General features: G+C 64.7%; 11 protein-coding genes and 4 tRNA genes. All 15 read right to left on the reverse strand.

All coding sequences use genetic code 11. The features are described 5' to 3' along the window. Positions 1–4: 4 nt before the first annotated feature. Positions 5–4,156: a DNA-directed RNA polymerase subunit beta gene (gene rpoB / locus GGR66_RS11155; protein WP_160966999.1), complete on the reverse strand. Its 4,152-nt coding sequence runs from the start codon at positions 4,154–4,156 to the stop codon at positions 5–7. A gap of 293 nt (positions 4,157–4,449) precedes the next feature. After that, positions 4,450–4,818 (reverse strand): 50S ribosomal protein L7/L12, encoded by a 369-nt coding sequence (gene rplL, locus GGR66_RS11160; RefSeq protein ID WP_010341338.1) that lies wholly within the window; start codon positions 4,816–4,818, stop codon positions 4,450–4,452. A gap of 63 nt (positions 4,819–4,881) precedes the next feature. Continuing rightward, positions 4,882–5,424, reverse strand: coding sequence for a 50S ribosomal protein L10 (gene rplJ, locus GGR66_RS11165; RefSeq protein ID WP_010341340.1), 543 nt, complete (start codon positions 5,422–5,424; stop codon positions 4,882–4,884). A gap of 484 nt (positions 5,425–5,908) precedes the next feature. Next, entirely contained in the window at positions 5,909–6,607 is a 699-nt protein-coding gene (rplA, locus tag GGR66_RS11170) for a 50S ribosomal protein L1 (protein ID WP_160966997.1), read from the reverse strand. Positions 6,608–6,610: 3 nt separating this feature from the next. Further along, the gene (gene rplK, locus GGR66_RS11175; protein WP_010341342.1) at positions 6,611–7,039 is read right to left on the reverse strand and encodes a 50S ribosomal protein L11; all 429 of its coding nucleotides are present in this window, start codon (positions 7,037–7,039) and stop codon (positions 6,611–6,613) included. 201 nt (positions 7,040–7,240) lie between these two features. Further along, positions 7,241–7,798, reverse strand: coding sequence for a transcription termination/antitermination protein NusG (gene nusG, locus GGR66_RS11180; RefSeq protein WP_145699991.1), 558 nt, complete (start codon positions 7,796–7,798; stop codon positions 7,241–7,243). 13 nt (positions 7,799–7,811) lie between these two features. After that, positions 7,812–8,225: a preprotein translocase subunit SecE gene (gene secE / locus GGR66_RS11185; protein WP_160966996.1), complete on the reverse strand. Its 414-nt coding sequence runs from the start codon at positions 8,223–8,225 to the stop codon at positions 7,812–7,814. Positions 8,226–8,275: 50 nt separating this feature from the next. After that, positions 8,276–8,351: transfer RNA gene (locus GGR66_RS11190), tRNA-Trp, on the reverse strand. 165 nt (positions 8,352–8,516) lie between these two features. Next, on the reverse strand, positions 8,517–9,707 hold the full coding sequence (gene tuf, locus GGR66_RS11195) for an elongation factor Tu (protein WP_160966994.1): 1,191 nt from the start codon (positions 9,705–9,707) through the stop codon (positions 8,517–8,519). A gap of 45 nt (positions 9,708–9,752) precedes the next feature. Next, positions 9,753–9,828, reverse strand: a tRNA-Thr gene (locus GGR66_RS11200). A gap of 30 nt (positions 9,829–9,858) precedes the next feature. Continuing rightward, positions 9,859–9,932: transfer RNA gene (locus GGR66_RS11205), tRNA-Gly, on the reverse strand. A gap of 32 nt (positions 9,933–9,964) precedes the next feature. Beyond that, positions 9,965–10,050: transfer RNA gene (locus tag GGR66_RS11210), tRNA-Tyr, on the reverse strand. Positions 10,051–10,209: 159 nt separating this feature from the next. Then, positions 10,210–11,301, reverse strand: a complete 1,092-nt coding sequence (ychF, locus tag GGR66_RS11215) for a redox-regulated ATPase YchF (protein WP_160959215.1) — start codon at positions 11,299–11,301, stop codon at positions 10,210–10,212. A 75-nt stretch (positions 11,302–11,376) separates the two neighbouring features. Continuing rightward, positions 11,377–11,961 (reverse strand): aminoacyl-tRNA hydrolase, encoded by a 585-nt coding sequence (gene pth / locus GGR66_RS11220; protein WP_184448284.1) that lies wholly within the window; start codon positions 11,959–11,961, stop codon positions 11,377–11,379. A 53-nt stretch (positions 11,962–12,014) separates the two neighbouring features. Then, the gene (locus GGR66_RS11225; RefSeq protein WP_160959210.1) at positions 12,015–12,665 is read right to left on the reverse strand and encodes a 50S ribosomal protein L25/general stress protein Ctc; all 651 of its coding nucleotides are present in this window, start codon (positions 12,663–12,665) and stop codon (positions 12,015–12,017) included. Positions 12,666–12,786 lie beyond the last annotated feature (121 nt).

Raw genomic sequence — 12,786 nt, forward strand, 5'->3', positions numbered from 1 at the left:
GCCCTCAGTCTTCCAGTTCCATGTTGATCGCCAGCGAGCGGATTTCCTTCACCAGCACGTTGAAGGACTCCGGCATGCCGGCGACCATCTCGTGCTCACCGTCGACGATGTTCTTGTACATCTGGTTACGACCCTGCACGTCGTCGGACTTCACCGTCAGCATTTCCTGCAGGGTGTAGGCCGCGCCGTAGGCTTCCAGCGCCCAGACTTCCATTTCGCCGAAGCGCTGGCCGCCGAACTGCGCCTTGCCGCCCAGCGGCTGCTGGGTGACCAGCGAGTACGGGCCGGTGGAACGCGCGTGCATCTTGTCGTCGACCAGGTGGTTCAGCTTCAGCATGTGCATGTAGCCGACCGTGGTGTGGCGATCGAACGCCTCGCCGGTGCGGCCGTCGTACAGCTGGGTCTGGCCGCTGATCGGCAGATCGGCGAGTTCGAGCATGTGCTTGATCTCGGCCTCGGTCGCACCGTCGAACACCGGGGTGGCCATCGGCACGCCGTCGGTCAGGTTCTTCGACAACGACAGCAGCTCCGCATCGCTGAACTGGTCCAGGTCCACGCGGTCCTCGCCCAGCTTCTGGTCGTGGTTGTAGATCTGCGCCAGGAACTTGCGCAGGTCGGCGACCTTGGTCTGAGCCTCGAGCATGTTCTGGATCTTGCGACCCAGGCCCTTGGCGGCCCAGCCCAGGTGCACTTCCAGCACCTGACCGATGTTCATACGCGACGGCACGCCCAGCGGGTTCAGCACGATGTCCACGGTCTCGCCGTTGGCCATGTACGGCATGTCCTCGATCGGCTGGATCATCGACACGACACCCTTGTTGCCGTGGCGACCTGCCATCTTGTCGCCGGGCTGGATGCGGCGCTTGACCGCCAGGAACACCTTGACCATCTTCAGCACGCCCGGGGCGAGGTCGTCGCCAGCGGTGATCTTGCCGCGCTTGTCGGCGAAGCGACGCTCGAACTCCTTCTCGTGCGCCTGGATCTGCTTCTGCGCGCGTTCGATCGCCTCGGAGGCGTCCTCGTCCTTCATGCGCAGCGCGAACCAGTCGGACTTCTTCAGGCCGTCCAGGTAGGCGTCGCTGATGGTGTCGCCCTTCTTCAGGTTCGGACCGCCGTTGGCGACCTTGCCGATCAGCTGGCCACGCAGACGCGCATAGATCGCGCTTTCCAGGATACGGAACTGGTCGTCGAAGTCCTTCTTGACCCGCTTGATCTCGTTTTCCTCGATCTGGCGGGCGCGCTTGTCCTTCTCGATGCCGTCGCGGGTGAACACCTGCACGTCGATGACGGTGCCGTCCATGCCCGGCGGCACGCGCAGCGAGCTGTCCTTCACGTCCGAGGCCTTCTCGCCGAAGATCGCGCGCAGCAGCTTCTCTTCCGGGGTCAGCTGGCTCTCGCCCTTCGGCGTGACCTTGCCGACCATGATGTCGCCGGCGCGCACTTCCGCACCGATGTACACCACGCCGCTCTCGTCCAGACGGTTCAGCGCCTGCTCGGACACGTTGGGGATGTCGGCGGAGATTTCCTCCGGCCCCAGCTTGGTGTCGCGCGCCACGCAGGTCAGCTCTTCGATGTGGATCGTGGTGTAGCGATCCTCTTCCACCACGCGCTCGGAGAGCAGGATGGAGTCTTCGAAGTTGTAGCCGTTCCACGGCATGAACGCGATCAGCATGTTCTGGCCCAGGGCCAGCTCGCCGATGTCGGTCGAGGGACCGTCGGCCAGCACGTCGCCGCGCGCGATCACGTCGCCCACGTTCACCAGCGGACGCTGGTTGATGCAGGTGTTCTGGTTGGAGCGGGTGTACTTGATCAGGTTGTAGATGTCGACGCCGGCGTCGGTGCCGCCGCCGATCTCGGCCTCGTTGACCTTGACCACGATGCGGCCGGCGTCGATCTGCTCGATCACGCCGCCACGGCGGGCGTTCACGGTCACGCCCGAGTCGCGCGCCACCGCACGCTCGATGCCGGTGCCGACCAGCGGCTTCTGCGCACGCAGCGTCGGCACGGCCTGGCGCTGCATGTTCGCGCCCATCAGCGCGCGGTTGGCGTCATCGTGCTCCAGGAACGGCACCAGCGCGGCCGCGATCGACACGGTCTGCATCGGCGACACGTCCATGAAGTGCACTTCCGCCGGCGGCTTCAGCAGCGACTCGCCCTGGTAACGGCACGGCACGAACTGCTCGGTCAGGCGGCTCTTGGCGTCGTGCAGCGCGTTGGCCTGCGCGATGACGTACTCGTTCTCTTCGATCGCCGACAGGTATTCGACCTCGTCGGTGATCTGGCCGTCCACGACCTTACGGTACGGCGTCTCCAGGAAGCCGTACTGGTTGGTGCGGGCATACACCGCCAGCGAGTTGATCAGGCCGATGTTCGGGCCTTCCGGGGTTTCGATGGTGCAGACGCGGCCGTAGTGGGTCGGATGCACGTCGCGCACTTCGAAGCCGGCGCGCTCGCGGGTCAGACCGCCCGGACCCAGCGCGGAGACGCGACGCTTGTGCGTCACTTCCGACAGCGGGTTGTTCTGGTCCATGAACTGCGACAGCTGCGAGGAGCCGAAGAACTCCTTGATCGCGGCGGCCACCGGCTTGGCGTTGATCAGCTCCTGCGGGGTCAGGCCTTCGGACTCGGCCATCGACAGACGCTCCTTGACCGCGCGCTCGACGCGGACCAGGCCCACGCGGAACACGTTCTCGGCCATTTCGCCGACCGAACGCACGCGACGGTTGCCCAGGTGGTCGATGTCGTCGACCACGCCGCGGCCGTTGCGGATCTCGGTCAGGACCTTGATCACGTCCAGGATGTCGGAGCTGTCGGCGTGCTCGGCGACCAGGCGCTTGGACTCCTCGTCGTTGCGCTCGCCGAAGTACTTCTTGTCGTACAGCACCGACTCGCCGGTGACTTCCTTGCGGCCGACACGGCGGTTGAACTTCATGCGGCCGACCGTGGACAGGTCGTAGCGCTCGAAGGTGAAGAACAGGTTGTGGAACAGGTTCTGCGCGGCGTCCTTGGTCGGCGGCTCGCCCGGGCGCATCATGCGGTAGATCTCGACCAGCGCCTCGAGCTGGGTCTTGGTCGGATCGATGCGCAGGGTGTTGGACAGGTACGGACCGCGATCCAGGTCGTTGACCCACAGCGTGCCCACGGCGTCGACGCCGGCCTTGCGGAACGCGGTCAGCTGATCTTCGCTGATCTCGTCGTTGGCGCTGGCCAGCAGTTCGCCGGTCGAGGCATCGACCACGTCGTGCGACAGGATGCGGCCGACCAGGTACTCGTCGGGCACGGCCAGCGCGGCGATGCCGGAGGCCTCGAGCTGCTTGACGTGGCGCGCGGTGATGCGCTTGCCGGCTTCGACGATGACCTTGTCGCCATCGGCCAGGTCGAAGTTCAGGGTCTCGCCGCGCAGGCGCTCGGGCACCAGCTCCAGCTGCACGCCTTCCTTCGGGTCGATGTGGAAGGTGTTGATCTCGAAGAACTCGGACAGCATCTCCTCGTTCGAGTAGCCGAGCGCGCGCAGCAGGATCGACACCGGCAGCTTGCGGCGGCGGTCGATACGGGTGAACAGCGCGTCCTTCGGGTCGAACTCGAAGTCCAGCCAGGAGCCGCGGTACGGAATGATGCGGGCGCTGTACAGCAGCTTGCCCGAGCTGTGGGTCTTGCCGCGGTCGTGGTCGAAGAACACGCCCGGCGAGCGGTGCAGCTGCGAGACGATGACGCGCTCGGTGCCGTTGACGATGAAGGTGCCGTTGTCGGTCATCAGCGGGATCTCGCCGAGGTAGACCTCCTGCTCCTTGACGTACTTGATCGCCTTGGTCGAGGACTCGCGATCGTAGATCACCAGGCGCACGGTCACGCGCAGCGGCGCGCCGTAGCTCATGCCGCGCTGGCGGCATTCACGCTCGTCGAACACCGGTTCGCCGAGCTTGTAGCCGACGTACTCCAGCGCCGCGTTGCCGCTGTAGCTGGAGATCGGGAACACCGATTTCAGGGCCGCGTGCAGGCCGTGGTCCGAACGCTTGTTCGGGTCGGTGTTCTCCTGCAGGAACTCGCGGTAGGAATCCACCTGGATGGCGAGCAGGAACGGCACTTCGAGGATCGAGCGCTGCTTGCCGAAGTCCTTGCGGATACGCTTCTTTTCGGTGAACGAATAAGACGTCATGAGGTATCACCTTGGCTGATGCGGGCCACGCGTCCGCGGCCCTGAGTGAACATAAATTGTCAGTTGGAAGTCGCTGGTATTGCCGGCACCAGCACGCCTTCTCCCGCTACTTCCAACTACCAACTCGATGAGAACGAGATTGGGGATGAGGGGATTCGGGATGGGTCGACGACCCTGCGAATCTCCGATGCCGAATATCCAATCCCGGCATTGCAACAACGGCCAAAGGCCGGGGGCTTTCGCCCCCAGCCTTCAGTGCATCGCCTTGAACGGCTGGCGATGCAAGGGACTGCTTACTTGACTTCGACCTTCGCGCCAGCGGCTTCCAGGTCCTTCTTGAACTTGTCGGCGTCTTCCTTCGACACGGCTTCCTTCAGCACGCCGCCGGCCTCGGTGAGGTCCTTGGCTTCCTTCAGGCCCAGGCCGGTGATGGCGCGGACGGCCTTGATGACGTCGACCTTCTTGGCGCCGGCGTCGATCAGGATGACGTTGAACTCGGTCTGCTCTTCGACCGGCGCGGCGGCCACGGCCGGACCGGCAGCGGCGACCGGGGCGGCGGCGGAGACGCCGAACTTGTCTTCGATGGCCTTGACCAGCTCCATCACTTCCATGAGGGTCTTTTCGGCGATTGCGTCGACGATCTGCTCGTTAGACAGGGACATTGTGATTACCTTTGGAATTTTTTCTGGATGAGGTTCTAGTGAACCGTTTCAGGTGTCGCGAACTTAAGCCGTTTCGGCCGGGGCTTCCGCTTCGGCGTCGGCGGGAGCGGCGTCGCCGCCACCCTGCTTGTCGCCCACAGCCTTGACCGCACGGGCGAACATGCTCGCCGGCTCGGCCAGGACGCGTGCCAGCATGGCCAGCGCCTGCTCGCGGGTCGGCAGCGACGCCAACACCTCGAGATGAGCGGCCGGATACAGCTGACCACCCAGCGACACGACCTTGGCCTGCAGCTTGTCGTTACCCTTGGCGAATTCCTTGATCAGACGACCGGCAGCGCCGGGTTCTTCCGTCGAGAACGCATACAGCAGCGGACCGACCAGCGCGTCCTGGACGCACTCGTATTCGGTACCGGCAACGGCACGCGCGGCCAGGGTGTTCTTGACAACACGCAAGTACACACCGGTTTCGCGCGCCTTCTTGCGCATCGCGGTCATTTGCGAGACCGTGATGCCGGCGTACTCGGCAGCAACCAAGGAGTGGGCCTTCGCGGCGACGTCGGCCAGTTCGGCGACGACTTCTTGCTTCTGGGACAGATTGAGAGCCATTGCACTCCTCCGTTAAAGCCGGGAGTTGAAATGCGCGACCTGGGATGCGTCAGGAGCGATACCGCCGCTCTTGCCAATCCCCAATCCCGAATCCCGAATCCCTGCTTCAAACTTACTCCGCTCGCGGCTCCTGCCGCTTGCGGTCCTGGGCGGCCTCCTTCCTGGATGCCGGGGATGCCGCATGGCATCCCAGTTGGTGGCCGTTCCAGACCTGGAGTGAGCGCGCCCGGAACCCCGGGTTGGCCTGCACCAGAAAAACTCCAGAAAGGCGGCACCATCTACGCCGGCGCGTCCCCGAGGGGACTGGATTAAGCGATCCCGCTGTACCGACGGCGACTCCTTGCCATTGCGAGCTTCCGTGCCCGTCGTCGGTGTGCGCAGACCGCGCCTGCGGTCTTTGACGGCTTCGCGTCGGGTTGCCCCTGGCGACGCCTTCAAAAGGGTGAAACCGGCGCCGCACCTCGCGGGCGGCACCGTGTTGCGATTACTTCAGGGACAGCGACGCCTGATCGACGGTGACGCCCGGACCCATGGTCGAGCTCACCGAGATCTTCTGCAGGTAGGTGCCCTTCGAGGTCGCCGGCTTGGCCTTGACCAGGTCCAGCAGCAGCGCCTGCAGGTTGCTCTTCAGCGCGTCGTCTTCGAAGCTGGCCTTGCCGATGGTGCAGTGGATGATGCCGGCCTTGTCGGTGCGGTAGCGCACCTGACCCGACTTGGCGTTCTTGACCGCTTCGGCCGGGTTGGCGGACACGGTGCCGACCTTGGGGTTCGGCATCAGGCCGCGCGGGCCCAGCAGGGTGCCCAGCTTGCCGACGACGCGCATCGCGTCCGGGGTGGCGATGACCACGTCGTAGTTCAGGTCGCCGCCCTGCATCTTCTCGGCCAGGTCGTCCATGCCGACGGCTTCGGCACCGGCGGCCAGCGCCTCATCGGCCTTGGCGCCGGCGGGGGCGAACACCGCCACGCGCACGCTCTTGCCGGTACCGGCCGGCAGCACGGTGGAACCGCGCACCTGCTGGTCGGATTTCTTCGCGTCCACGCCCAGGCGCACGGCCACGTCGACGGCTTCGACGAACTTGGCCTTGCTGGTGGTCTTGACGATCTTCAGCGCTTCGTCGATCGAATACGCCTTGCCCGGCTGCACCGCAGCACGGATCGCTTTCTGTCGCTTGGTCTGTGCCATTGCTTAACCCTCCACCGTCAGGCCCATGCTGCGGGCAGAACCCGCAATCGTGCGTACCGCCGCTTCCAGCTCGGCCGCCGTCAGGTCGGCTTCCTTCGCCTTGGCGATCTCTTCGAGCTGCTTGCGGGTCACCTTGCCCACCTTCTCGGTGTTCGGGCGCTTGGAGCCGGAGCTGACGCCCGCGGCCTTCTTCAGCAGCACGCTGGCCGGGGTGCTCTTGGTGACGAAGGTGAAGGTACGGTCCGAGTAGGCCGTGATGATGACCGGAGTCGGCAGGCCCGGCTCCAGCTTCTGCGTGGCGGCATTGAACGCCTTGCAGAATTCCATGATGTTCAGGCCGCGCTGACCCAGCGCAGGACCGACCGGCGGCGAGGGGTTGGCCTGACCGGCCTTCACCTGCAGCTTGATGTAACCGACGACTTTCTTTGCCATTTTAGTGTCTCCGGGTGCTAGCGCCTAAACCGCAGGCTCCCCATCGCGACGGGAAAATCACGTGTCCCGCCATCACGTTTTTGAAGTGCGCAGAAAGCCGCCTCGCGGCGGCTTCCGTTCTGCCCGGCGGCTTGCCTGGACAGGGAGCCGCGCAGTATAGCAGAGATTTTGGCGCCCCGGCGCAGCCGCGCCGGGGCGGGCTCAGGCCTTCTCGACCTGGCCGAATTCCAGTTCCACCGGGGTGGAACGGCCGAAGATCAGCACCGCAACACGCAGGCGGCTCTTCTCGTAGTTGACTTCCTCGACCACGCCGTTGAAGTCGTTGAACGGACCGTCGGTGACCCGGACCATCTGGCCCGGCTCGAACAGCACCTTCGGACGCGGCTTCTCCACGCCATCCTGAACGCGCTGTAGGATCGCATCGGCCTCTTCGTCGCGGATCGGCAACGGACGGTCGGCGGTGCCGCCGATGAAGCCCATCACCTTCGGCGTTTCCTTGACCAGGTGCCAGCTTTCGTTGTCGATGCGCGGAATGCCGCCCTCTTCGTGGGTCTCGATCTGCACCAGCACGTAGCCCGGGAAGAACTTGCGCTCGGAACGGCGCTTCTGGCCGGAGCGCATCTCGATCACTTCCTCGGTGGGGACCAGCACGTCGCCGAAGCGCTCCTGCATCTCGTCACGCACAATACGGTCGCGCAGCGCTTGGGCCACGGACTTCTCGAAGCCTGAATAGGCGTGAACGACATACCAACGCTTCACTGCTGCACTCTCCTCAACGGCTCACGAACCACTGCATCAGCTTCTGGATCAGGAAATCGAACCCGCCCAGCAGCAGACTCAGAATGATCACCACCACGATCACCACCCAGGTGGTGCGAATGGCTTCCTGACGGGTCGGCCACACCACTTTGCGCAGTTCGAAACGGGATTCGGACAGGAACTCGCGGCCTTCGCGACCCTTGGCGGTCATCAGGAATACCGCCGCGCCCGCAGCCAGACCCGCGATCACCGCCAGTGCGCGCAGCGGACCGGACCAGCTCCCCAGTTGTGCCGCACGGCTCGGCTCACCGAACCAGAACCAGACGAACAGGCCCGCGATCACCAGCAGCGCTGCGATGACGTACTTGACGATATCGCCGCCAGAAGACGCGGCGGGGCCTTTGGAATGCTCGATCTTGCTGTTCATCCGACTCTTGCTGCTATGCGACCGAGGTCACTGGATAGGGAGCGGCAGATTGGCACGCCAGGAGGGACTCGAACCCCCAACCTGCGGTTTTGGAGACCGCTGCTCTGCCAATTGAGCTACTGGCGTGTAGTAAGAACGACTGCACTTCCCTGAGACGGCGAAGGCGGACCGAAGGTTCCGGCCCGCCCTTCGCTGAACCCGGCGGCCGGAGCCGCCTGCACCTCGTCGGATTCCGGCGGCCGAGGCCGCCATCCTGCCGTCGAGCCCGGCGGCTTTCGCCGCCGGAGGGCATTACTTGATGATCTTGGCCACCACGCCGGCGCCGACGGTCCGGCCACCTTCGCGGATCGCGAAGCGCAGGCCTTCGTCCATCGCCACCGGGTTGATCAGCGTCACCACCATCTTGACGTTGTCGCCCGGCATCACCATCTCCACGCCTTCCGGCAGCTGGCACGCGCCAGTGATATCGGTGGTGCGGAAGTAGAACTGCGGACGGTAACCCTTGAAGAACGGGGTGTGACGGCCGCCCTCGTCCTTCGACAGCACGTACACTTCGGCTTCGAAGTCGGTGTGCGGCTTGATCGAACCCGGCTTGCACAGCACCTGGCCGCGCTCCACGTCGTCACGCTTGGTGCCGCGCAGCAGCAGGCCCGCGTTGTCGCCCGCCTGGCCCTGGTCCAGCAGCTTGCGGAACATTTCCACGCCGGTCACGGTGGTCTTCTGCGTCGCACGGATGCCGACGATTTCGATTTCGTCGCCCACCTTGATGATGCCGCGCTCGATACGGCCGGTCACCACGGTGCCGCGGCCCGAGATCGAGAACACGTCTTCCACCGGCATCAGGAACGGCTTGTCCACGTCGCGCTGCGGCTCCGGGATGAACGAGTCCAGCGCGTCCACCAGCTTCAGGATCGCCGGCACGCCGATCTCGCTCTGGTCGCCTTCCAGCGCCAGGCGGGCCGAACCGTGGATGATCGGGGTGTCGTCGCCCGGGAAGTCGTACTTGCTCAGCAGCTCGCGCACTTCCATCTCGACCAGCTCGAGCAGTTCGGCGTCGTCGACCATGTCGGCCTTGTTCAGGAACACCACGATGTGCGGCACGCCGACCTGACGCGACAGCAGGATGTGCTCGCGGGTCTGCGGCATCGGGCCGTCAGCGGCCGAGCACACCAGGATCGCGCCGTCCATCTGCGCCGCACCGGTGATCATGTTCTTGACGTAGTCCGCGTGACCCGGGCAATCCACGTGCGCGTAGTGGCGCGTCGGGGATTCGTATTCCACGTGGGCGGTCGAGATCGTGATGCCGCGCGCCTTCTCTTCCGGCGCCGCGTCGATCGCGTCGTACGCCTTGAACTCGCCGCCGAAGCGCTCTGCGCCGATCTTGGTCAGCGCCGCGGTCAGCGTGGTCTTGCCGTGGTCGACGTGACCGATGGTGCCGACGTTGACGTGCGGCTTGGTGCGCTCGAACTTACCCTTGGCCATGGCTGCTTCTTCTCGGTGATCGTAGAAAGATTTGACGACTGAATATGGTGCTCACGAAAGGAATCGAACCTTCGACCTCCTCCTTACCAAGGAGGTGCTCTACCGACTGAGCTACGTGAGCGTTGTTCTATTGTGACACAAGCGCGTTCAATGGAGCGGGAGACGGGAATCGAACCCGCACCATCAGCTTGGAAGGCTGAGGTTCTACCGTTGAACTACTCCCGCTACGGGATGCCGCACTGCCACAACAAAATAACTGGTGGAGGGAGGTGGATTCGAACCACCGAAGGCGTAAGCCAGCAGATTTACAGTCTGCCCCCGTTGGCCGCTTGGGTATCCCTCCAACTTACCCACTCGAACCCGGCTGCGAAGCCGAAATCAGAGAGGGGTGAAACAGCCCGCTATTCTTCCCTGACATCCCCGCCTTGTCAACAGTATTTTGACGCGATGTCGCAGGAAATCGTCGTTGCTCGCGCGCGCCCGGCCAGGACACGCGCACGCATCAGACGTTGAAGCGGAAATGCAGGATATCGCCTTCCTGCACGCGGTATTCCTTGCCTTCCAGACGCAGGCGCCCGGCTTCCTTGGCACCGGCCTCGCCCTTGTACTTGATGAAGTCGTCGTAGGCGATGGTTTCGGCGCGGATGAAGCCCTTTTCGAAGTCGGTGTGGATCACCGCCGCGGCCTGCGGCGCGGTCGACCCGGCCTTGACCGTCCAGGCGCGCACTTCCTTCACTCCGGCGGTGAAGTAGGTCTGCAGTCCCAGCAGGGTGTAGCCGGCGCGGATCACCCGGTTCAGGCCCGGCTCGTTCAGACCCAGATCGGCCAGGAACGCATCGCGATCGGCGTCGTCCAGCTGCGACAGCTCTTCCTCGATCGCCGCCGACACCGGCACCACCTCGGCACCCTCGGCGGCGGCATGCGCCCGCACCGCATCCAGGTGCGGATTGTTCTCGAACCCGTCCTCCAGCACGTTGGCGATGTACATCACCGGCTTGAGGGTGAGCAGGAACAGATCGCGCACCAGCGCCTTCTCTTCCTCGTCCAGGCCGGCGTTGCGCCCGGCCTTGCCCTCGGCCAGCGCGGCCTGCAGCTTGGCCAGCACCGGCTTGCGCGCCGCCGCGTCCTTGTCGCCGCCCTTGGCCGAACGCTCGGCACGGTTGAGCGCCTTCTCCACGCTATCCAGGTCGGCCAGGGCCAACTCGGTGTCGATGGTCTCGATGTCGGAGACCGGGTCGACCTTGTTGTTCACGTGGATGATGTCGCCATGCTCGAAGCAGCGCACCACGTGGGTGATCGCATCGACTTCGCGGATATGCGCCAGGAACTTGTTGCCCAGGCCCTCACCACTGGCCGCACCGGCGACCAGGCCGGCGATGTCGACGAACTCGACCGCGGTCGGCACGACCTTCTGCGGATTGATGATCGCCGCCAGCGCGTTCAGACGCGGATCCGGCACCGGCACCACGCCCACGTTCGGCTCGATGGTGCAGAACGGAAAATTGGCCGCGGCGATGCCCGCCTTGGTCAGCGCATTGAACAGGGTCGACTTGCCGACATTGGGCAGGCCGACGATGCCGCATTTGATGCCCATGTTTCAGTTTCCGGGATTTGGGATTCGGGATTGGAGATTCGCCCAGCCGCGCGGCCGCGAATCCCCAATCCCCAATCACGCATCCCTGTTCGTATGCAACCGCTTCATCGCCTCGTTGAAGTCGCCCTGCACGGCCAGCGGCAGCACGTCGATGGCGTCGTCGATGGCGCGGTCGATGAGGACTTGGTCGTCCTTGCCGGCGCGTCCCAGCACCCACGGCACCACCTTGTCCTTGTGGCCGGGATGGCCGATGCCGATGCGCAGGCGGTGGAAGCCGGCATGCCCGAGCAGGCGAATGGTATCGCGCAGTCCGTTCTGGCCGCCGTGGCCGCCGTCGAACTTGAGCCGCGCCGTGCCCGGCACCAGGTCCAGTTCGTCGTGCGCCAGCAACGCCTGCGCCGGTTCGATCTTCCAGAAGCGCAATGCGGCCGTCACCGACTTGCCGCTGAGATTCATGAAGGTGGCCGGCTTCAGCAGCCAGACCGCCTGCCCTGCGACCTCGATCTTGGCGGTCTCGCCGAACAGCTTGGCGTCCACGCTCCAGCGCGCGCCGGCCCGCTCGGCCAACGCGTCGACAAAACGAAACCCGGCGTTGTGCCGGGTGTTCGCGTGTTCGGCACCGGGATTGCCCAGGCCGACGATCAGACGCAGACCAGTCATGCGCAATGCATCGCCGCAGCGTCCGGACCGAAGCCCGGACGCCGCGCAGGCGATTACTTGCCGTCCTTCTTGGCCGGCTCGGCAGCGGCAGCCGCCGCATCGGTGGCTTCCGGCTCTTCCTCGACACGGCCGTGCTTGGCGATGACCACCGCCACGTCGTGCTCCTTGCCCAGCTTCAGTTCCGGCAGCTCGACGCCGGCCGGCAGCTTCAGGTCGGACAGATGGATCACGTCGCCGACCGACAGCGCCGACAGGTCGACTTCGACGAACTCCGGCAGGTCCTTCGGCAGGCACACGACCTGGATTTCGTTCAGCTCGTGGGTCACGACCACTTCGGCCGACTTGCCGGCCGGGGACACGTCCTCGTTGAGGAAGTGCAGCGGCACCGACGCGTGCAGCGCCTCGTTGTCGTTCACGCGCTGGAAGTCGATGTGCATGATCAGCTGCTTGAACGGGTGACGCTGCATATCGCGCAGCAGCACCTTCTGCACGTCGCCGTTCAGGCTCAGACTGAGGATGGACGAATAGAACCAGTCGTTCTGGCTGGCCAGCCAGACTTCGTTGTGGTCGAGCTGGATGTTGACCGGCTTCAGATCGCCACCGTAGACGATCGCCGGGATCAGGCCGTCGCGACGGAGGCGGCGGCTCGCACCCTTGCCCTCGACTTCGCGGCGCTGAACCTTGATTTCATGCGTGGTTGCCATTTGCGTTTACTACCTTGGTTGAATGAACCGCCTCGCGGCGGTTTTGATGACTCTTCCGCGACCAGAAGAGTCTGTGGGAAGCCGGGATTGGAGATTCGGGATTGGGGATTCGCCGAAGCGG

This window comes from Xanthomonas sp. 3498, from assembly GCF_014199795.1.
GTDB classification, from domain to species: domain Bacteria; phylum Pseudomonadota; class Gammaproteobacteria; order Xanthomonadales; family Xanthomonadaceae; genus Xanthomonas_A; species Xanthomonas_A rydalmerensis.

Bases quoted from the DNA above. Each gene is read 5' to 3' on its own strand.
- rpoB (WP_160966999.1), bottom strand. From the start codon at position 4,156: ATGACGTCTTATTCGTTCACCGAAAAGAAGCGTATCCGCAAGGACTTC.
- rplL (WP_010341338.1), bottom strand. From the start codon at position 4,818: ATGTCCCTGTCTAACGAGCAGATCGTCGACGCAATCGCCGAAAAGACC.
- rplJ (WP_010341340.1), bottom strand. From the start codon at position 5,424: ATGGCTCTCAATCTGTCCCAGAAGCAAGAAGTCGTCGCCGAACTGGCC.
- rplA (WP_160966997.1), bottom strand. From the start codon at position 6,607: ATGGCACAGACCAAGCGACAGAAAGCGATCCGTGCTGCGGTGCAGCCG.
- rplK (WP_010341342.1), bottom strand. From the start codon at position 7,039: ATGGCAAAGAAAGTCGTCGGTTACATCAAGCTGCAGGTGAAGGCCGGT.
- secE (WP_160966996.1), bottom strand. From the start codon at position 8,225: ATGAACAGCAAGATCGAGCATTCCAAAGGCCCCGCCGCGTCTTCTGGC.
- tuf (WP_160966994.1), bottom strand. From the start codon at position 9,707: ATGGCCAAGGGTAAGTTCGAGCGCACCAAGCCGCACGTCAACGTCGGC.
- ychF (WP_160959215.1), bottom strand. From the start codon at position 11,301: ATGGGCATCAAATGCGGCATCGTCGGCCTGCCCAATGTCGGCAAGTCG.
- pth (WP_184448284.1), bottom strand. From the start codon at position 11,961: ATGACTGGTCTGCGTCTGATCGTCGGCCTGGGCAATCCCGGTGCCGAA.
- GGR66_RS11225 (WP_160959210.1), bottom strand. From the start codon at position 12,665: ATGGCAACCACGCATGAAATCAAGGTTCAGCGCCGCGAAGTCGAGGGC.